Raw genomic sequence first — 19820 nt, 5'->3', positions numbered from 1 at the left:
TATTTTGCCAATGGAATTGGAGTGCGCTTTATGCCCAGGAAAAAATGAAACAAAAAGATACTTTAAAATTTGAAAATAAAATTGTGCCCGATGAAATTTGGAGGGAAACCTATGTAGCCCTTTCCCATTACCCGGAGTTAAAAGACACTCCTATTGAATTCAAATTTAAAAAGAAGATTCAGAAATCTTTTATGCAGGCACAGCCAAAAGTTTCAGGATTGCTAAAGAATAAAAAAAATCGTTCATATTTTGTGATGATAAGTGAGCATATTAAAATTGAAGATGAAGTCTTTGATGTGAAAAATGTTCCTTCAGATGTGCTTATTGGCTGGATTGGGCACGAACTAGGCCACATTATGGATTATCGCGAACGCAGTGCAATAAATATGGTATGGTTTGGGGCTAAATATCTTACTTCCAAAAGATATATCCAGGAAGCGGAAAGAGCCGCAGATACATACGCAGTAAACCATGGACTTGGAAAATATATTATTGCTACTAAAGATTTTATTTTAAACCACACTCACCTCGCTGATGCCTATAAAGCCCGAATTAAAAAACTCTACCTGTCACAAGAGGAGATTATGGCTTTAATTGATGAAATTGACGAAGACGACGATTAGGCTTTTTGTTCTTTTACAAACTTTTCCCATTTCGCAAATTTCTCCTCATCCATCACTTTTTCCATTTTTACCTGTCCTCCTTTTTTCTTATTAGCGGCGTTCCATTCAGGGAACATCTCTGGATGCACTTTCGTTACTTTTACGCCTTTTAAAGCTTTAGAACGAGCTACCTTATAATTTTTATTCGCATTTTTTAAAGATTCATCTAAAGCTGTAGTTAATTCTTCTTCAGAAGTAGAACCCTTGGTTCCTAAATACCAGTGATGATGAAACTCTCCATCAATTCTTACCGCAGCCAGCGTAAATTCAGGAATTTTAATATCGAATTTTTCTTCGAGCTCCTGCACTGCATCATTCATTTTATTAACTGAAAGTTGAGAACCAACCACGTTTAAAAAGAATTTTGTTCTTCCGGTGATGCGAATTTCCTTTCGTTCAACATCAGTAAATTTAATGGTATCTCCTATTAAATATCTCCACGCGCCAGAAACGGTACTAATCAGCAGCACATAATCTTTTTCTTCTTCAACTTCACCTAAAGAAATAACCGGTGCATCTTCAACAATAGAACCATCCTGATTAATGTATTCAGCTTTAAAAGGAACAAATTCAAAATAAATTCCGTTATCCAGAATCAACTTCATGGCATTAGTATCAGGTCGCGCCTGGACTGCCAAAAATCCTTCTGAAGCCAGGTAAGTATCAATAACTGTAATTGGGTGGCCCAATAAATCATTAAAACTCTTTTCGTAAGGTTCAAATGCAACTCCGCCTGAAGCGTAAACTCTGAGGTTTGGCCAGATATCGTGAATATTATCAAGATTATTATGTTCAATAACCTTTTTCATCATAAGTTCAAGCCAGGACGGGATTCCGCTTAGGGCTCCAATATCCCAGTTTTTAGCATTTTCGGCAATACGTTGAACGCGCTCATCCCATTTTTCAATTTTTGAAATTTCTTCCCCGGGTTTATAATACCCGCGAAACCAAAAAGGAATATTACTTGCACTAATCCCGCTAATTTCACCTTCTTCGTGGTCGCCTTCTTTCTCAAGATCGGTAGAGCTTCCTAGCATCATAATTTCCTTTTCAAAGAAATCTGGCGGAAGATCAAAATTGCTTAATGCACTCACCTGTTTAATACCTGCCTTTCTAATAGATTCCAGCATTTCATCGGTAACTGGGATACGTTTACTGCTTGTTCCGGTAGTTCCAGAACTTACGGCAAAATAAGGAGGCCTTCCCGGCCAGGTAACGTCTTTTTCACCATCGTGTAATTTATACCACCATTCATTATTAAGCTTATTGTAATCAAAATAAGGCACCTTATCAGCAAATGTCTTTTGAACATCACCTGACTTTAAAATAGATTCAAAATCGTAATGTTTTCCAAATTGGGTGTCTTGTGCCTTTTTAAGCAATTTAGTAAGTACCTCTTTTTGGGCTTCTTCTGCTTCCGGTTCAGAAACAATGGTATCGCGAAGATCTATAAGACTTTTAATTAAGGAACCTACTATGGGCATAATCTTGATTTTTATTGGTGGTTATATTCAAAATTGAAGATAAAAAAAACCAAAATCAACATTATTAATGTCTTGACAATTATCAATAATTTAACCTTTATAAACGGCTAAGATTGCTGGAGACTTTCCACACATTTTTCGGCACACCTTTCCCCGTCTATTGCTGCAGAAATAATTCCGCCGGCATAACCTGCACCTTCCCCGCAGGGATAAAGCCCTTTTATTTGCACGTGTTCAAAAGTGTAAGGATCTCGCGGGATTCTTACCGGGGAGGAAGTCCTGGATTCCGGGGCGTGAACCACAGCTTCGTTGGTTAAAAAACCACGCATACTTTTGTTAAACTCTTTAAACCCGCCTTGTAAAGTCTTATGAATAAAATCGGGAAAAACTTCACCCAAATCAGTTGAAGTTACACCGGGTTTATAAGACGTAACCGGCAAATTAGCAGAAACTTTTCCCCGGATAAAATCCACTAAACGTTGCGCAGGAACTTTCTGGGTGCTTCCGCCTTCCAACCAGGCTTTTTGTTCTATTTGCTTCTGAAATTCCATTGCAGCCAACGGATTCCCTTCAGCATTTTTGAAATCTGAAAGCCTTAACTCTACCACAATTCCCGAATTCGCGGTTGGTTGATCGCGTTTACTGGGAGACCAGCCGTTGGTAACTACTTCACCCGGAGCGGTAGCGCAGGGAGCGATAATTCCGCCGGGGCACATACAAAAAGAGTACATACCCCTACCCCCTATTTGCTTCACAATACTATAAGGCGAAGGTGGAAGAAATTCTCCCCTGGAATCACATTTATACTGAATTTGATCTATAAGTTCTTGTGGGTGCTCTACCCTAACCCCTAGCGCAAAAGCTTTGGCTTCAATTTTTACATTTTTCCTATGTAAAAGTTCAAAAATATCCCTGGCCGAGTGTCCCGTAGCCAGGATAATTTTTTTCGAATTAATTGTTTCGCCTTTTAGGGTTTTAATTCCGGTAACTTCATTATTTAAAACAAGGATATCGGTCATCCGGGTGTCAAAAAGAACTTCTCCACCACAATTTAAAATGAGCTCTCTGATATCCGCAATAATCGCCGGGAGTTTGTTTGTACCAATATGCGGGTGCGACTCTACCATAATTTCTGAAGTAGCCCCAAAACCAACTAATAATTTCAGAATTCTATCTACATCCCCGCGTTTCTTAGAGCGGGTGTAGAGTTTTCCATCACTGTAAGTTCCGGCGCCACCTTCTCCAAAACAGTAATTGGAATCCTCATTTACAATATGTTCAATATTGAGTGCTTTCAGGTCTCGCCGCCGGGTTCTGACGTCCTTTCCCCTTTCAATAATAATGGGTTTAAATCCTAATTCAATACAACGTAGTGCAGCAAAAAGACCGGCAGGGCCGGCTCCAATAATTATAATTTCTTCTTTATTTTCTATATTCTGGTAATCTGGGAGATAAATTTTTTCTTCAGTAAATGCTTCTTTTACGTATACATCAACCTTTAAATTGATTTTTATATCCTTTTGCCTGGCATCAATAGATCGTTTTAAAACATTTACATAAGTAATATCCTTTTTAGCTATACCCCCGTGCCGGGAAACTGCCTGCTTAAGTTTATGCTGATTTGCAGCCTCTTCCGGGCTTACTCGAATTTGATATTGATACTTCATTTTATAAAATCTGTCACAAAAATATACTTTTCAAATTTGTCTGTTAAAACTAATAGAATTAGACAATTGTTAAAAGGCTAATGCCACTAAATTAATTTAGGAGGTTTTAAAATATTGACTTATTTTGGACAAGCTTTAAAAACCCAAATCTATTTTATACAACTACCCGAATGAATTCTACAGCCCGCTACCCTATGGTTTCTTATGAAGAGGCCTCTCCCGAAGTTCAGGAAATTTATGATGATACCAAAAAAACCCTCCAACTTCCATTTGTTTTAAATTGGTTTAAATGCCAGGGCACCAACGCTACTTTATTAAAAGGAAACTGGAGTAAATTGAAGAATACCTTGATGGAAGGAGAAGTACCTAATGTGCTTAAACAACTTATAATATACAATGTGTCTAAGGAACGTGGCTGTAATTATTGTTCTCACGCTCACGGGATTTTTGCCGATAGTATGAGTGCTATGATTTCTGAAGATGAAGGTTTTAAAGCTACAGAAAACATCAATTCCCCTTCAATGCCGGCTAGTTTTAGAACTGCGGTAAAAATTGTCACCCATGCCGCGTTAAACCATAGCGAAGTTTCAGATGAAGATTTTGAGGAACTGGAAAAAGCAGGTTTTTCTCAACGAGAAGTTCAGGAATTAATGGCCCAGGCCGATTTAGTGAATATGCTGAATACCATAGCCGATGTTTCAGGAATTAAAATAGACAACGAATTACTGGAAACTCCGGAATAAGTTCATTTTTATATGGAATCCTTACAGGACAGAACCTCCCGGGTTTATAGAATTACTTATGAAACTTTTTCTAAATTCAGCAATAATCTAAATCGTTGCAAAAATTTAGAAGAAGTTTCTCAGGTTTCTGTGCGTTTTTTAAAATATCTGCTTAATTTTCATCTTTTTAGAATTTGTATAAACCAGGCCGGCTCATATTTAGTCTATTGCCAGTGCAATTCCAGTGGTGAATTTGATCTTATTTCAAAAGAAAATTTACTTGCTCATGAATTGCGGATTTTAGAGAATAATATTCCGGTTAAGACGGAAGAAATTCCGTTTCAATTAAGTGAGAAAATTGTTTCTACCACCTTAGAATCCCCATCTTTATGGTGCTGGACTTTTAAAAAAATGGATGTAGATTTTACTGTTTCCCTAATCTCAGATAAAAATAAAGCTTTTGATGTTGGAGATATTGAAATGCTAAAATTAATAAGCGATAGTTTCCAGGCGAAGTTTCAGGAAATTTATTTAAAAGAAGAGCTTTACCATAAAAATCAATCCTTGCTACAAGCATTAGACGTAATTAAAAATCAGAATAAAAAAATCAATCAAATCGTAGAAAACCAAAAGCAAACCATCGCTGACCGTACTAAAGAAGTGGTAGAAAAGAATGAGAAATTATTACATATTTCAGCTTTAAATGCCCATAATGTTAGAGAACCTTTATCCCGAATTCAGGGTATAGTTCAGCTTTTTGAAGTTTTTGACGATAAAACCTGCAGGGAAGAATTAGTACCAAAACTTAAACAATCATCAGAAGAAATGGATAAGGTATTAAGGGAAGTTATTGAAATGGCTTCTTTAGAATTAACCCAGCTAAAAGCAAAAGAATTATGAGGACCATTATCCTTGTAGACGACCAGCCCATAGCCAATTTTATTACCCGAAAACTTTTGGAAATAGAAGGTTATGATAAAGATGTAGTAGACTTCACTAATCCAGAAGAAGCCCTGGCCTATTTGGAAGAGCGGCAAAACACGCTTATATTTTTAGATCTAAATATGCCTGAAATGAATGGTTGGGAATTTCTTGATTGCCTGAAAGCTAAAGGGCATCAGCATAGGATAATTATCCTTACCTCCAGTACCAGTGCCGTAGACCGTAATAAAGCAAAAGAATATCCTTCGGTAATAGAATTTATAGAAAAGCCTTTGAACAAGAATAAATTCGCCCAGCTCCAACCGCTTTTGCAACAATCGTAACCTACATCGAGGAAAACTTCCAAGCCGTTCATAAAAAAAATATTTCAAACTTAGAGATTAATCTCCTAACATTTTAATCTCGATTATCGAGTAAATGAGCTTAAAACCAAATCATAGAGCACTTTTAGAACTTGCCCACGCTAAAATGCATTTTGGAAAATATAAAGGCTATTATTTAAGCGACATTCCGGAATATTATTTGGTTTGGTATCGCCAAAAAGGATTCCCAGAAGGTAAACTTGGCCAACAAATGAGCGAGGTGTTTGAACTTAAACTCAACGGGATGGAACAATTGCTTAGAGATATAAGAAGAAAGTTTCCAAAACCCTGAGTATTCTTCAGTCTAAAACGCGGTTTTAACTTTAAAAATATTAGGTTTAAAATTAACGGCTTTTCTATTCTTCTTTGTAATTTAGCGCCCTGAATCAAACAACGCAACAAACACTTCTTAAGATGGCCGAAACCAAGTATATTTTTGTCACCGGCGGCGTTTCCTCTTCCCTTGGAAAAGGAATTATAGCAGCTTCTCTGGCAAAATTACTACAAGCGCGTGGATTTAGAACCACTATTCAGAAACTCGACCCCTACATTAACGTAGATCCCGGCACCCTAAATCCTTACGAACACGGCGAATGCTATGTTACCGAAGATGGCGCTGAAACCGATCTTGACCTTGGCCATTACGAACGTTTTTTGAACGTAAATACTTCTCAGGCAAACAATGTAACTACAGGCCGTATTTACCAAAGTGTTATTGAAAAAGAACGCCGAGGGGAATTTCTTGGAAAGACCGTTCAGGTTGTTCCGCATATTACTAACGAAATTAAAGATCGTATCCAGATCCTTGGCCAAAACGGTGATTACGATATTGTAATTACCGAAATTGGCGGAACTGTAGGCGATATTGAATCTTTACCATATATTGAAGCGGTTAGACAGTTGAAGTGGGAATTAGGCGATGAAAACGCTCTAATTATTCATCTTACACTTGTGCCCTATCTTGCCGCTGCCGGTGAATTAAAAACCAAACCAACCCAGCACAGCGTAAAAACTTTGATGGAAAGCGGACTGAAAGCCGATATCCTGGTTTGTAGAACCGAGCACGAACTTTCAGATGATATTCGGCGTAAATTGGCGATTTTCTGTAACGTGAGACAGGAAGCGGTTATCCAGAGCATTGATGCTGCTACTATTTACGATGTCCCAAATTTAATGCTGAAAGAAGGCCTGGACACAGTAACCTTAAAGAAATTACACCTACCTGACGAAACCACGCCAAATTTAGATAGATGGAACCAGTTTTTAGATCGGCATAAAAATCCTAAAGCTGAAATTACTATTGGCTTAATTGGGAAGTATGTGGAGCTGCAGGATTCCTATAAGTCTATCCTGGAAGCTTTTATTCACGCGGGTGCAGAAAATGAAGTTAAGGTAAATGTAGAAAGTATTCATTCTGAATTTATTAATGAAAATACCATTGACCATAAATTCGCCAATTTAGACGGAATTTTAGTTGCACCTGGATTTGGAGAACGTGGAGTTGAAGGAAAAATTGATGCGGTTAAATATGCACGCCAACATAATTTGCCGTTTTTGGGCATTTGTTTAGGAATGCAAATGGCAGTTATTGAATTTGCCAGGAACGTATTAAAGTTAAAAACTGCCAATTCTACCGAAATGGATCCTAAAACCAAACACCCGGTTATAGATCTAATGGAAGAACAAAAAGAGGTTACTCATAAGGGCGGAACTATGCGACTGGGTGCCTGGGATTGTGAACTTACAGAAGGTTCAAAAATTCACGAAGCATACGGTAAAACCGAAATTAAAGAGAGACATCGTCACCGTTACGAATACAACAACAAATACAAGGAAGAACTGGAAAAATCAGGAATGCTAAGTACGGGTATAAATCCCGAAACCGGCCTGGTAGAAGTTATAGAGTTAAAAGAACACCCCTGGTTTGTGGGAGTTCAATATCACCCGGAATATAAAAGTACAGTTGCGACTCCGCACCCGGTTTTTATCGCCTTTATTAAGGCTGCCTACGATTTCTCCAAAAAAAGAAAAAATGCCAGTCTGGCACAAAAATAAAAGTGGCCGACTTATTGACCAAAAGCAAGTTATAGTTTAGAAAAGCATGGAAGAAAAAAAATTTGATGTTCAGTCCTTAATTGGATTCATACTTATTGGTGGAATTTTACTTTGGATGTTGTACACCAACAGCCCTTCGGAAGCAGAAGTAGAACCACAACAGGAAACCGAACAGGTTGAAGTTCCCGGAAATACAGATTCCAATCAACCCCCACAGCAACAGGAAACACAAACTCCGGGCGCAGATTCTACTGCCCTTTCCCAGGCTCGTGAGCGTTTGGGTGCCTTTGGGTATTCAGCCAGTCTTCCATCGGCTACAGAAAATACTACTACAATTTCTAATGATGTTTTAGAACTTAAAATTGATAATAAGGGTGGGTATATTTCAGAAGCAAGATTAACGAATTTTAAAACCTTTGATTCTATTCCGGTTTATTTAATTAAAGACGGAAATGCTTCTTTCAACATTAATTTTACCACTACAGACGGTAGAACATTAGATACTGAAAACCTTTATTTCGAACCTGAAGTTACTCAAAGCGGAGATAACCAGATTATCTCTATGAAACTGAAGGTTGCAGAAAACGAATTCCTTGAATATCGCTATGTATTGAAACCGGGAGAATATATGCTGGATTTCAGCATTAGATCTCAGGGTCTAAGTAACGTATTTAGCAGTTCCAGGGATATTAATATGGATTGGCAGTTAAAAGGTTACCGTCACGCCAAAAGTATTTCATACGAAAATCAATATACTGAACTCATTTATGAATATGATGATGGTGACGATGACTATCTAGGTGGCGGTGACTCTGAAGAGCAGGAAGATGAGAATGTTACATACGTAGCCTTTAAACAACATTTCTTTACCTCTATTTTACTAACTGACACTCCATTTACTCGTGGAAAATTCAATTCGCAAAACCTGGTACAGGATGAGGAAGTAGATACGGTTTATACCAAAAATTTTGCTGCTCAAATGCCACTAGAGTTAAATGGCGGAGAGCTTAATTATAATATGAACTGGTATTACGGCCCAACAGATTATACAATCCTTAATAATTATGATCGTAATCTGGATGAAATTGTACCATTAGGTTGGGGAATCTTTGGATGGATCAACAAATATGTTTTCATACCGTTTTTCTCATTTCTTAGCGGAGTTCTACCTAGTTACGGTATTGCCATTATTGTAATGACCATTGTGGTGAGAATTGTGCTTTCTCCTGTTACCTATAAATCTTATCTCTCTCAAGCTAAAATGAAGGTTTTAAGACCTGAAATTAACGAGCTTAACGAGAAGTACAAAGATAACGCGATGAAGAAGCAGCAGGAAACCATGAAGCTTTACAGCAAAGCGGGAGCCAGCCCAATGAGTGGTTGTTTACCGGCTCTGATGCAAATTCCGGTTTTCTATGCACTTTTCCAGTTTTTCCCAAGTGCATTCCAGCTAAGACAAAAAGGATTTTTATGGGCAGATGATTTATCGAGTTATGATACCATCGCCGAATTACCGTTTCATATCCCCTTTTATGGAGATCACGTAAGTTTATTCCCAATTTTAGCATCTATAGCTATCTTTGTTTATATGATGATGACCACCGGCCAAAGTATGCAGCAGGCCCAACAACCGGGAATGCCAAATATGAAATTTATTATGTACCTGTCGCCGTTATTTATGCTTGTGTTCTTTAACAACTTTGCCAGTGGACTTTCACTTTACTATTTCACCTCTAACCTTATTACTATCGGAATTATGTTGGTGATTAAATATGTGATTATTGATGAAGATAAAATTCACGCAAAAATCCAGGAGAACAAGAAGAAGCCTAAAAAGCAAAACAAGTTCACCAGGAAAATGCAGGAAATGATGGAGCAGGCAGAGCAACAACAAAAGCAGAAAAAGAAATAAGTTGATTCCTTAAATAGTAAAGCCGGTTTAAAAATGTTTTAAACCGGCTTTACTATTTAATAACAAGTTAGATCCTGAAATAAATTCAGGATGACGAAAGGATTGAAACTATTTAAACAGTCTTTTTTAATTCTTATCCCCCAGCAAAGGTACAAACCGGAATTGTCCAAACTCGGTTTTATCAAATTCCTTCGGCGATTTTCTTATAAAAAGGGTCATTATTTGTATATCGTCGCCCACAGGAATTACCATTTTACCGCCAACCTTTAATTGTCCTAAAAGATCATTTGGCACGAAAGGCGCACCGGCAGTCACAATTATTTTATCAAAAGGAGCATAATCTGGCATTCCTTTGTAACCATCACCGAAACTTAGATGTTTAGGGCGGTAGCCTATTTTATTTAAAAAGGCTTTTGTTTTCTTATAAAGTTCCCGTTGGCGTTCAATACTATAGACTTTTGCGCCAAGTTCGCAAAGAACGGCAGTTTGGTACCCGCTTCCGGTTCCTATTTCCAAAACTTTATCACCTTTTTCAATTTCCAGTTTTTCGGTTTGAAAAGCAACCGTATATGGTTGGGAAATCGTTTGGTCTGCCGCTATAGGGAAAGCCTTATCCTGGTAGGAGTGATCTTCAAAACTACTATCCATAAATAAATGCCTAGGAATTTTCCCAATTGCATCTAAAACTGCTTTATCGGTAATTCCCTTTTTCTTTACGGTTTTTACCAATTGCTGTCTTTTTCCCTTATGTCTATAGTTATCTTCAATCACTTTCTTCCCGTTTAAAATGCAAAAATACTCATTAGAAGTCAAAGATGCCAAGCGAAAACGGGGGAGATTCTCCTCTATATTGCTAAACTATTTGCAATCAAAATGCTATTTTTGTGAAAAATGCTAATTAATATGTTGAAAGCTGGCGTGCTTGGTGCAGGACACTTAGGAAAGATTCATCTCAAATTACTTAATCAGTCTGAAAAATATGAACTTGTCGGTTTTTACGATGCCGATTCAGAAAATGCCGAAAAGGTTTCTAAAGAATTCGGTTATAAAAAATTTGATTCCATAGGTGAGCTTATCGCCGCCGTAGATGTGGTCGACGTGGTAACTCCTACCCTTTCTCACTTTGAAGTCGCCAAAAAAACTATTACTGAGGGAAAACATCTTTTTATAGAAAAACCCATAACTAACACTTTTGCTGAAGCCGAAGAACTTATCGGTTTAGCGAAAAAACACGGTGTAAAAGGCCAGGTAGGCCACGTAGAGCGTTTTAACCCCGCATTTAGGGCTGTGGCTTCCAGGATTGAAAATCCTATGTTTATAGAAGCGCATCGCCTTGCAGAGTTCAATCCGCGCGGAACTGATGTTCCTGTGGTCCTGGATCTAATGATTCACGATATTGATGCGGTACTAAGTGTAGTAAAATCTAAGGTGAAAAATATTAACGCCAGCGGAGTTTCAGTAATTAGTGATACTCCCGATATTGCCAACGCCCGGATTGAATTTGAAAACGGATGCGTAGCCAATTTAACCGCCAGCCGAATTTCAATGAAAAATATGCGTAAATCAAGGTTTTTTCAGCGGGACGCGTATATCTCGGTAGACTTCCTGGAGAAAAAATGCGAGGTCGTAAAAATGAAAGACGCTCCGGAAACTCCGGATGATTACGCGATGGTTTTACAAAATGCGGAAGGCGTTAAAAAGCAAATCTATTTTGATAACCCTGATGTTTCTCCAAACAACGCCATTTTAGATGAGTTAGAAACATTTGCCGATGCCATAAATAATAATACCACGCCAATTGTAACGCTGGAACAGGGCGCTGAAGCCTTGCGCGTCGCAAATAGAGTTATTGCAAATTTTAGTAAATAAAAAATATTAATTACAATCAAGTTTCAGAATTATTTTGAACTTGATTCTATATAAAACCACATAAAATGAAGAATGTAGCAGTTATAGGAGCAGGAACCATGGGCAACGGAATCGCCCATACTTTTGCCCAGTTTGGATACCAGGTTAAATTAATAGATATTTCAGAAGAAAGCCTCGATAAAGGGATGAAAACTATTTCGGGAAATTTAGACCGAATGGTTTCTAAAGAAAAAATTAGCGAAGCAGATAAAGAAGCGACCTTAAACAACATTACAACCTTTACCGATATTCCTACCGGAATAAAAGAAGTAGACCTGGTAGTTGAAGCCGCTACAGAAAATGAAGGTTTAAAACTAAAAATCTTCAAGCAACTGGACGAGAATTGTTCAGCTTCAACGATTTTAGCGAGTAATACTTCTTCTATTTCTATTACAAAAATCGCTTCGGTAGTTTCTAATCCCGAACGTGTAATTGGAATGCATTTTATGAATCCGGTGCCAATTATGAAACTGGTAGAGATTATTCGCGGTTACAGCACAAGTGATAAAGTTACCTCAAGCATTATGGAACTTTCAGAAAAACTAAATAAAGTTCCGGTTGAAGCTAATGATTACCCCGGTTTCGTAGCCAACCGAATCTTAATGCCAATGATTAACGAAGCGATTGAAACTTATTATAACGGCGTGGCCGGTGTAAAAGAAATCGATACTGTTATGAAACTCGGGATGGCGCATCCAATGGGCCCACTTCAACTGGCCGATTTTATAGGTCTTGATGTTTGCCATTCTATTCTAGAAGTGATGTATGATGGTTTTAAAAATCCGAAATACGCACCTTGCCCATTATTGAGGAATATGGTGATGGCCGGGAAACTGGGAATAAAATCTGGAGAAGGTTTTTACGACTATTCTGAAAGTAAAAAAGCCGAAAAGGTTTCAGCACAATTCAGCTAAATAAATGTATAATTAGATTTGACAAAAATACTTCCATTTAGAGCTGTAAGGCCGCAACGGGCCAAAGCCGGACTTGTAGCTACAAAATCTTTTGAAGATTATACTGAAGCTGAAATAAGATCAATTTTACAATATAACCCTTATTCATTTTTACATATTTTGAATCCGGGTTATAAATTCCAGCATGAAATAACCGGCGGGCAACGCTTCCAGATGGTAAAAAATCGCTACCTGGAATTCAGGGAAGAAAATTCATTTATAAAAGATGAAAAACCGGCCTATTATCTGTATAAAATAGTAAGCAGGGAAACTACCTGTTGCGGTATTATTGCTGCTGCCAGTGCCGAAGATTATGAGAATAATCTTATAAAAAAGCACGAAGATACTATTGCGCGCCGTGAAACTTTGTTTAAGGATTATCTTAAAGTTGTAGGTTTTAATACCGAACCTGTACTTCTAACCTACCCCGATAATTCCAAAATAAATGAAGTTATTGACCAGGTAATGCAAACCCGTGCCGAATATGAATTTGCCACTGTAAACCGGGAAATTCATTATCTCTGGAAAATAGATCAGGTTGATTTATTAAAGCAAATTCAGGAAGAATTCGAGCAAATGCCGCATTTGTATATCGCAGACGGTCACCATCGAAGTGCTTCCTCCTATTTGTTGGCGCAGGAATCCAGGAAGGCTAACCCAAATCATACCGGGAAAGAACCTTATAACTTTTTTATGAGTTACCTTATTTCAGAAAGTAACCTTAATATTCACGAATACAGCAGACTCATTACCGATTTAAACGGGAATACCAAAGAAGAATTTCTTATCCAGCTGGATGAATATTTCAGAATTGAAAACCACGGGATGGAAGTTTATAAACCCCAGCAAAAGCATCATTTTAATATGTATTTAGACGGGGAATTTTATTCGCTTTATTTGCGAAAAACAAACTATGAATTTGGAGATTCTTTGACTAAATTAGATCCCTATATTCTGTATAAAAAAGTGCTTCAACCAATTTTGGGAATTGAAGACCTTAGAAATGATAAGCGTATTTCTTATATTCACGGTAAAAATGATTTAATTGAGCTCAAAACTCGTATAGATAAAGGTGAATTTGCAGTCGGTTTTGGAATGCTTCCCTTAAGTATTGATGAAATAAAAGAAACTGCCGACGAAGGATTAACGATGCCTCCCAAAAGTACCTATATTGAACCCAAACTTTTAAACGGCCTCACTATCTACGAGTTTGAAACCAACTAAAAATTGATTGCATGAGTATTGCTGAAAATATAAAAAAATATAGAACTGAACTTCCTGAAGATGTCACTTTAGTGGCTATTTCAAAAACCAAACCTACAGAAGATCTTTTAGAAGCTTATGAAGCCGGCCAGAGACATTTTGGAGAGAATAAAATTCAGGAAATGACTGAGAAATGGGAAGAACTTCCCAAAGATATTAAATGGCATATGGTTGGGCACGTGCAGCGAAACAAGGTGAAATACATGGCGCCTTACGTTTCTCTGATTCACGCGGTAGATAGTTTAAAATTATTGAAAGAAATTAATAAAGAAGCCGACAAAAATGAACGTTCTATAGATTGTCTTCTGCAAATTAAGATTGCTGAAGAAGAGAGTAAATATGGAATTTCGACTGAAGAAGCCAGGGAAATATTAGATTCAGACAAGTTTAAAAGCTTAAATCACATCAAGGTAAAAGGACTCATGGGAATGGCTACTTTTACAGATGATGAATCTCAGGTAAAAAAAGAATTTGAACACCTTAAATCGGTTTTTGACGATTTTAAAGAGACATATTCAGATATGAATATCCTTTCTATGGGAATGAGCGGAGATTACAAAATCGCTTTAGATAGCGGTAGTAATATGGTACGCATAGGAAGTGATATTTTTGGTGAAAGGAATTATTAAGAGATAGAGAAAATATTTTTTGTACGCAGTAGTAGACATAGAAACCACCGGTGGTAAATATAACGAAGAAGGAATTACGGAAATTGCAATTTATAAATTTGATGGTTTAAAAGTAGTAGACCAGTTTATAAGTCTTGTAAACCCCGAAAAACCAATTCAGCCCTTTGTGGTTAACCTCACGGGAATTAATAACGAAATGCTTCGTAATGCACCAAAATTTTACGAAGTAGCTAAACGCATTGTAGAAATTACTGAAGATTGTGTTCTGGTAGCCCACAATGCGAAATTTGATTATAGAATTCTTCGCACCGAATTTAAAAGGCTTGGTTTCGATTTTGAAAGGAGATCTCTTTGTACGGTAGAACTTTCCAAAAAACTTATTCCCGGGCAGGACTCATATAGTTTGGGAAAACTGGTTAGAGCGCTGGGAATTCCGTTAAGCGACAGGCACCGTGCCAGTGGCGATGCGCAGGCGACGGTAAAGCTTTTTAAAATGTTACTCGCAAAAGATATTGAAAAGAATATTCTAAAAGATGCGGTAAAATTAGAACCAAAACGCCAGATAGATACCCGTCTTGTTTATATCCTTGAAGATTTACCGGTAATTACGGGTGTATATTATTTTCATAACGAAGAAGGCGAAATTATCTACATAGGAAAAAGCCAGAATATTAAAAAACGGGTAACCCAGCATTTCACAAATGAACAGCGAAAAGCCCGGGAAATGCAGAAAGAAGTTAGCTCGGTTAGTTTTGAAGCCACAGGAAACGAACTGGCAGCCCTTTTAAAAGAAAATCAGGAGATAAAACATAACAAACCTAAATTCAATAAGGTTTTAAAAAAGAATATATTCAGCCACGCCCTTTACTACTCTACCGATGAAGACGGCTATATTAATTTAAAAATTGGTCGTGCCGGCAGAAAAAATAGTATTACCACTTTTTCTTCTTTAAAACGAGCTCAAAACGTTTTAGAGATGTGGACAAAAACCTATGAGCTCTGCTCCAGGTTATGTAATCTGGAAAAAGGTGATGGAAATTGCTTTAATTATACCATAGAAAAATGTAATGGGGCCTGCATAAAATCAGAATCGGCTGAAGTTTACAACGAAAGGGTGAGAGCCTTAATCAATCAGCATTCTTATAAAAACCAACATATGCTGGTTATAGATCGTGGCCGTGATATAGACGAAAAAAGCGCATTGCTCGTTGAGGATGGCGAATTTAAAGGTATTGGGTATTTTAACTTAAATCACCAGATCAACAATATAGATATTATCAGGTCTATAATTACTCCTATGAAAAACGACCGGGACGCCCAGCACATAATACAAAGCTATTTACGCCGAAATTCCCGCTTAAAAATTGTACCATTAGCCCCGGCAGACTAAATAAGTTTTAAATTACTCAGAACATAGAGGAATTTATTTAAATTTGAATAATTCCAAAAAATTCATTTTTGAACAGAACGCAACCTAAACCAGGCTGGAAATCCAAAATCCACGAAATAATTTATGAGGCCGATACCCCGGCAGGTAAATTTTTTGATGTTGCCTTACTTATTGTTATTGCTATAAGTATTATTCTGGTAATGCTGGAAAGTGTTAGCACACTTAATCTCAAATTTTATTGGCATTTTTATATTGCCGAATGGATTATTACCATAATTTTTACCATAGAATATATCTTAAGGGTAATAGCAATTAAAAGACCTAAAAATTATATTTTTAGTTTTTATGGGATTGTAGATCTACTTTCCACCCTCCCAACCTATCTCTCCCTTATTCTTGGGGGCCATAATTTACTCTTTGCGGTAAGGGCGTTAAGGTTACTCAGAGTATTTAGAATTTTAAAGATTACGCGCTATATCGGGGAATCTAACCGACTTTTATTAGCATTACGTAATAGTAGGCCTAAAATTATTGTTTTTCTCTTTGCCGTGCTTATTATTTGTGTGATTATGGGAACGGTGATGCATTTGGTAGAAGGAGAAAAAGGAGGTTTTGATAATATTCCCCTTAGTATTTATTGGGCTATTGTAACCCTTACTACAGTTGGTTTTGGTGATATACATCCGGTCACTCCCCTTGGTAGGTTTATCGCATCTTTTATTATGATTGTAGGTTATGGAATTATTGCGGTCCCAACCGGAATCGTTACTTCTGAAATTACCCGGGCTCAAAAAAAACCAATTCCTACCAATACCCAGGTTTGCCCTCATTGTAACGAAGCCAAACATATGGATGATGCTGAATTTTGCCATAACTGCGGAAAAAAGCTCAATGAAGAATAATTATCTACTTAATGTAGTTGGCCCTACCGCTATCGGTAAAACTTCCCTGGCCATCAATCTCGCTAAAAAATTTAATACTGAAATACTTTCAGCTGATTCGCGGCAGTTTTATAAAGAAATGCGCATCGGCACCGCCGTTCCTTCAACTGAAGAACTACGGGTTGCTAAACACCATTTTATTCAACATATTTCTATTGAAGATAATTATAATGTTGGCGATTTTGAATCTGAAGCCATTCAGAAATTAAAAGAGATTTTTCAAGATCACGATTTGGCAATAATGGTTGGCGGCAGTGGTTTGTACACGAAAAGTGTTCTGCAAGGCCTGGATTATTTTCCTGACGTTCCTTCGGAAATCAGGCATAATCTGAATTTAAAATTTGAAGAAGAAGGTTTGTTACCACTTCAACAAGAATTACAAAAACACGACCCCGAATATTATAAAATAGCCGATGTTGAAAATCCGCAGCGTGTTATAAGATCCCTAGAAGTTTGCATAGCATCAGGAAAACCATATTCTTCTTATTTAAATCAGCCTAATAAACAGCGCAATTTTATCCCGATAAGTATTGGACTTACCGCCGATCGGGAAATAATCTATAACCGTATTAACCGACGTGTAGATTTAATGATGAAAGAAGGCTTACTAGAGGAAGCCGAAAAGCTTTTCCCTCAAAGGGATCTCAATGCTTTAAATACGGTAGGCTATAAAGAGCTTTTTAGTTTTTTGGAAGGAGAAATTTCCCTTGAAACCGCAATAGCTGAAATCAAAAAAAATACCCGCAGATTCGCAAAAAGACAACTTACCTGGTTTAGAAAAGATCAAGATATTCACTGGTTCGATTTTAAAACTCCACCGGAAGAAATTCAAGAATTTATTGAGGTAAAAATCGCTGAATAAATCCAATTCTTAAACAAATCTCAACAGTAACCCCTCCGGCCTTCGGTCACCTCCCCATGAAAATAAGGGGAGGAGCTTGAATAATTCTACTTACATGAATTAAGAAACCATAAACAGCTCCCCTCCTTTTCTAGGAGGGGAATAAATTCAGCGCAGCTATAGAAAGGGGTGGTTAAACCCCGCTCTTAAATCTCAATCTTTGCGCCAAGTAATTTTACAAATTCCCTTATAAAAGCTGCGTGGCCAGGCCAGGCTGGTGAGGTTACCAGGTTACCGTCTACCACCGCTTCAGTAGGTTCAACTTCTTTATAGGTCCCACCAACCAGTTCTATTTCAGGACCTATGGTTGGATAAGCGGTGAGCGTTCTTCCTTTTAAAACTCTTGCTACAGTAAGAATTTGAATAGCATGACAAATTGAAGCCACCGGCTTATCTTTTTCAAAGAAATGTTTCGTAATTTCTATTACTTTTTGGTTCAATCTAAGATATTCCGGGGCGCGGCCACCAGCCATTACAAATCCGTCATAATCGTCTGCAAAAACCTCATCAAAAGAATAGTTGAGCTCAAACAAATGACCGGATTTTTCAGTGTAGGTCTGGTCTCCATCAAAATCGTGAATTGCAGTCTTTATCTTGTCGCCTTTTTTCTTTCCCGGACAAACCGTATGCACAGTATACCCCAGCATTTCTAACATCTGGAAGGGAACCATAGTTTCATAATCTTCAGCAAAATCTCCGGTTAAAAAAAGTATTTTTTTCATAATAATATTGGTTTTAGTCAATTTTTAAGTTAAGAAAATTAAGTCTAAGCACTGGTAATCAGTTTTTAAAAAATAGTTAAATATAATTTTTGATTGCCATTTTAAAAAAAGCTTGAGTAACTTTTGGGTTCAGCCAAAAACATAATTATGCAAGATCGCAGAACATTTATCAAGAAGTCGGGGCTATTTGTCGCCGCCACTACGCTTCCAATTCCTAATTTTTTACTTCAGAAGAATAAAGAAAAACTAGGAGTAGCCCTGGTAGGCCTTGGAAATTACAGCACCGGACAACTTGCTCCTGCACTTCAGGAAACCGATTATTGCGAATTAAGAGGAATAGTAACGGGAAGCCCTGAGAAAATCCCTGTATGGCAAAAGAAATATGGGATTAAAGATCAAAACGTGTATAATTATGATAACATGGATGAGATTGCCAATAATGATGACATAGATGTAATCTATATAGTGTTACCCACGGGACTCCACGCCGAGTTCGCTATTAAAGCGGCCAACGCAGGTAAACACGTTTGGTGCGAAAAGCCTATGGCTAAAACTTCAGAAGAATGTCGACAAATAATTGAAGCCTGTAATGATAACGGGGTGAAACTTTCTATTGGTTATAGAATGCAACACGAGAAAAATACGCAAACCTTAATGAAATGGGCTGAAACCAAACCTTTTGGTAAAATGAAAAACGTAAAAGCCGAAGCCGGTTATTATGGTGATCCTATGAATCCCTGGAAACTAGAAAAAGAAATGGGTGGCGGTGCTATGTACGATATGGGCGTTTACCCGCTAAATGCAGCGCGCTATACCACCGGCTTAGAACCAATTTCGGTTAGCGCAAAACATATTATAAATAGACCTGAAATTTTTGATGAAGTTGATGAAACCACGGTTTTTGATCTTGAATTTCCTAACGGAATTGTTGCTAATTGCAAAACCAGTTTTGGGGAAAGTATGAATAACCTGGAAATAGATTGTGAAGATGGCTGGTACTATTTACGACCTTTCCAATCTTACTCTGGAGTTAAAGGAAAAGCCAGCGACGGTACCGTATTACCTCCTTTTGGGAAAAATCAACAGGCAGTGCAAATGGATGATGATGCCCTGGCCATTATCAATGATAAAAAAGTGATGGTTCCCGGGGAAGATGGATTAAAGGATATTGTAATTCTTGAAAAAATCTATGAATCTGCAGCTAATGGTGGGGAAAGATTAAAATTATAATCTTTGGTTATTCTGTTATTTCTGAAAAATGAGCTTAATAAATTTCCGAATTATATGTTCAATAGCCATTTTAAACT

At 37.4% G+C, this 19820-nt stretch carries 19 protein-coding genes; 15 read left to right on the top strand and 4 right to left on the bottom strand.

The features are described 5' to 3' along the window. Positions 1 to 44 precede the first annotated feature (44 nt). The gene (locus B5X53_RS12740; RefSeq protein WP_079713694.1) at positions 45 to 623 is read left to right on the top strand and encodes a M48 family metalloprotease; all 579 of its coding nucleotides are present in this window, start codon (positions 45 to 47) and stop codon (positions 621 to 623) included. Here B5X53_RS12740 and B5X53_RS12735 read toward each other — a convergent pair. After that, entirely contained in the window at positions 620 to 2146 is a 1527-nt protein-coding gene (locus B5X53_RS12735; RefSeq protein ID WP_079713604.1) for a GH3 family acyl-acid amido synthetase, read from the bottom strand. The two genes, B5X53_RS12740 and B5X53_RS12735, sit on opposite strands and share 4 nt — an antisense overlap. Before the next feature lie 107 nt (positions 2147 to 2253). Beyond that, positions 2254 to 3813 carry an NAD(P)/FAD-dependent oxidoreductase gene (locus tag B5X53_RS12730; protein WP_079713603.1) on the bottom strand — a complete coding sequence of 520 codons (1560 nt, stop codon included), beginning with the start codon at positions 3811 to 3813 and terminating at the stop codon, positions 2254 to 2256. A gap of 170 nt (positions 3814 to 3983) precedes the next feature. Here B5X53_RS12730 and B5X53_RS12725 point away from each other — a divergent pair, with 170 nt between their 5' ends. From B5X53_RS12725 to yidC, 6 genes are all read left to right on the top strand, one after another. Next, entirely contained in the window at positions 3984 to 4556 is a 573-nt protein-coding gene (locus B5X53_RS12725) for a carboxymuconolactone decarboxylase family protein (protein WP_079713602.1), read from the top strand. 12 nt (positions 4557 to 4568) lie between these two features. Continuing rightward, positions 4569 to 5435, top strand: coding sequence for a histidine kinase (locus B5X53_RS12720; RefSeq protein WP_079713601.1), 867 nt, complete (start codon positions 4569 to 4571; stop codon positions 5433 to 5435). Next, the gene (locus B5X53_RS12715; protein WP_079713600.1) at positions 5432 to 5800 is read left to right on the top strand and encodes a response regulator; all 369 of its coding nucleotides are present in this window, start codon (positions 5432 to 5434) and stop codon (positions 5798 to 5800) included. Before B5X53_RS12720 ends, B5X53_RS12715 begins: the two co-directional genes overlap by 4 nt. Before the next feature lie 94 nt (positions 5801 to 5894). Continuing rightward, positions 5895 to 6131, top strand: coding sequence for a DUF3820 family protein (locus tag B5X53_RS12710; RefSeq protein WP_079713599.1), 237 nt, complete (start codon positions 5895 to 5897; stop codon positions 6129 to 6131). A gap of 122 nt (positions 6132 to 6253) precedes the next feature. Further along, positions 6254 to 7894 carry a CTP synthase gene (locus B5X53_RS12705; RefSeq protein WP_079713598.1) on the top strand — a complete coding sequence of 547 codons (1641 nt, stop codon included), beginning with the start codon at positions 6254 to 6256 and terminating at the stop codon, positions 7892 to 7894. 46 nt (positions 7895 to 7940) lie between these two features. Beyond that, positions 7941 to 9806, top strand: a complete 1866-nt coding sequence (gene yidC, locus B5X53_RS12700; RefSeq protein ID WP_079713597.1) for a membrane protein insertase YidC — start codon at positions 7941 to 7943, stop codon at positions 9804 to 9806. A 126-nt stretch (positions 9807 to 9932) separates the two neighbouring features. Here yidC and B5X53_RS12695 read toward each other — a convergent pair whose 3' ends face one another. Further along, positions 9933 to 10574: a protein-L-isoaspartate(D-aspartate) O-methyltransferase gene (locus tag B5X53_RS12695; RefSeq protein WP_079713693.1), complete on the bottom strand. Its 642-nt coding sequence runs from the start codon at positions 10572 to 10574 to the stop codon at positions 9933 to 9935. 135 nt (positions 10575 to 10709) lie between these two features. On the opposite strand from B5X53_RS12695, the gene B5X53_RS12690 reads away from it, so the two are divergent. The 7 genes from B5X53_RS12690 (at position 10710) to miaA (ending at position 17752) form a co-directional block, all read left to right on the top strand. After that, positions 10710 to 11675, top strand: coding sequence for a Gfo/Idh/MocA family protein (locus tag B5X53_RS12690; RefSeq protein ID WP_079713692.1), 966 nt, complete (start codon positions 10710 to 10712; stop codon positions 11673 to 11675). A 65-nt stretch (positions 11676 to 11740) separates the two neighbouring features. Then, positions 11741 to 12628 carry a 3-hydroxyacyl-CoA dehydrogenase family protein gene (locus tag B5X53_RS12685; protein ID WP_079713596.1) on the top strand — a complete coding sequence of 296 codons (888 nt, stop codon included), beginning with the start codon at positions 11741 to 11743 and terminating at the stop codon, positions 12626 to 12628. A gap of 18 nt (positions 12629 to 12646) precedes the next feature. Beyond that, the gene (locus tag B5X53_RS12680) at positions 12647 to 13891 is read left to right on the top strand and encodes a DUF1015 domain-containing protein (protein ID WP_079713595.1); all 1245 of its coding nucleotides are present in this window, start codon (positions 12647 to 12649) and stop codon (positions 13889 to 13891) included. Between the two features lie 11 nt (positions 13892 to 13902). Then, positions 13903 to 14559 carry a YggS family pyridoxal phosphate-dependent enzyme gene (locus B5X53_RS12675; protein WP_079713594.1) on the top strand — a complete coding sequence of 219 codons (657 nt, stop codon included), beginning with the start codon at positions 13903 to 13905 and terminating at the stop codon, positions 14557 to 14559. A gap of 19 nt (positions 14560 to 14578) precedes the next feature. Then, a complete protein-coding gene (locus tag B5X53_RS12670) occupies positions 14579 to 15949 on the top strand; it encodes an exonuclease domain-containing protein (protein WP_079713593.1) in 1371 nt (456 codons plus the stop codon). A gap of 68 nt (positions 15950 to 16017) precedes the next feature. Next, positions 16018 to 16851 (top strand): ion transporter, encoded by an 834-nt coding sequence (locus B5X53_RS12665; protein ID WP_079713592.1) that lies wholly within the window; start codon positions 16018 to 16020, stop codon positions 16849 to 16851. Beyond that, complete coding sequence (gene miaA / locus B5X53_RS12660) at positions 16841 to 17752, top strand: tRNA (adenosine(37)-N6)-dimethylallyltransferase MiaA (protein WP_079713591.1); 912 nt, start codon at positions 16841 to 16843, stop codon at positions 17750 to 17752. The genes B5X53_RS12665 and miaA overlap by 11 nt, the downstream gene beginning before the upstream one ends. Positions 17753 to 17937: 185 nt before the next feature. Here the strand turns inward: miaA and B5X53_RS12655 are convergent, their stop codons facing one another. Further along, positions 17938 to 18513 (bottom strand): DJ-1/PfpI family protein, encoded by a 576-nt coding sequence (locus B5X53_RS12655; RefSeq protein ID WP_232764044.1) that lies wholly within the window; start codon positions 18511 to 18513, stop codon positions 17938 to 17940. Between the two features lie 147 nt (positions 18514 to 18660). On the opposite strand from B5X53_RS12655, the gene B5X53_RS12650 reads away from it, so the two are divergent. Continuing rightward, positions 18661 to 19743: a Gfo/Idh/MocA family protein gene (locus tag B5X53_RS12650; RefSeq protein WP_079713690.1), complete on the top strand. Its 1083-nt coding sequence runs from the start codon at positions 18661 to 18663 to the stop codon at positions 19741 to 19743. The last annotated feature ends 77 nt before the right edge of the window (positions 19744 to 19820 follow it).

It is taken from the genome of Salegentibacter salinarum (genome assembly GCF_900168115.1).
In the GTDB taxonomy this organism is placed as follows: domain Bacteria; phylum Bacteroidota; class Bacteroidia; order Flavobacteriales; family Flavobacteriaceae; genus Salegentibacter; species Salegentibacter salinarum.
The sequence above is the reverse complement of the archived record's forward strand: the minus strand, read 5'-3'. Positions and strand labels throughout refer to the sequence as shown.

Coding starts and splice junctions, on each gene's coding strand:
- B5X53_RS12655 (WP_232764044.1), bottom strand. CDS start 18,513: ATGAAAAAAATACTTTTTTTAACCGGAGATTTTGCTGAAGATTATGAA.
- B5X53_RS12735 (WP_079713604.1), bottom strand. CDS start 2,146: ATGCCCATAGTAGGTTCCTTAATTAAAAGTCTTATAGATCTTCGCGAT.
- B5X53_RS12720 (WP_079713601.1), top strand. CDS start 4,569: ATGGAATCCTTACAGGACAGAACCTCCCGGGTTTATAGAATTACTTAT.
- B5X53_RS12710 (WP_079713599.1), top strand. CDS start 5,895: ATGAGCTTAAAACCAAATCATAGAGCACTTTTAGAACTTGCCCACGCT.
- B5X53_RS12690 (WP_079713692.1), top strand. CDS start 10,710: ATGTTGAAAGCTGGCGTGCTTGGTGCAGGACACTTAGGAAAGATTCAT.
- B5X53_RS12740 (WP_079713694.1), top strand. CDS start 45: ATGAAACAAAAAGATACTTTAAAATTTGAAAATAAAATTGTGCCCGAT.
- B5X53_RS12675 (WP_079713594.1), top strand. CDS start 13,903: ATGAGTATTGCTGAAAATATAAAAAAATATAGAACTGAACTTCCTGAA.
- miaA (WP_079713591.1), top strand. CDS start 16,841: ATGAAGAATAATTATCTACTTAATGTAGTTGGCCCTACCGCTATCGGT.
- yidC (WP_079713597.1), top strand. CDS start 7,941: ATGGAAGAAAAAAAATTTGATGTTCAGTCCTTAATTGGATTCATACTT.
- B5X53_RS12650 (WP_079713690.1), top strand. CDS start 18,661: ATGCAAGATCGCAGAACATTTATCAAGAAGTCGGGGCTATTTGTCGCC.
- B5X53_RS12685 (WP_079713596.1), top strand. CDS start 11,741: ATGAAGAATGTAGCAGTTATAGGAGCAGGAACCATGGGCAACGGAATC.
- B5X53_RS12715 (WP_079713600.1), top strand. CDS start 5,432: ATGAGGACCATTATCCTTGTAGACGACCAGCCCATAGCCAATTTTATT.
- B5X53_RS12725 (WP_079713602.1), top strand. CDS start 3,984: ATGAATTCTACAGCCCGCTACCCTATGGTTTCTTATGAAGAGGCCTCT.
- B5X53_RS12730 (WP_079713603.1), bottom strand. CDS start 3,813: ATGAAGTATCAATATCAAATTCGAGTAAGCCCGGAAGAGGCTGCAAAT.
- B5X53_RS12705 (WP_079713598.1), top strand. CDS start 6,254: ATGGCCGAAACCAAGTATATTTTTGTCACCGGCGGCGTTTCCTCTTCC.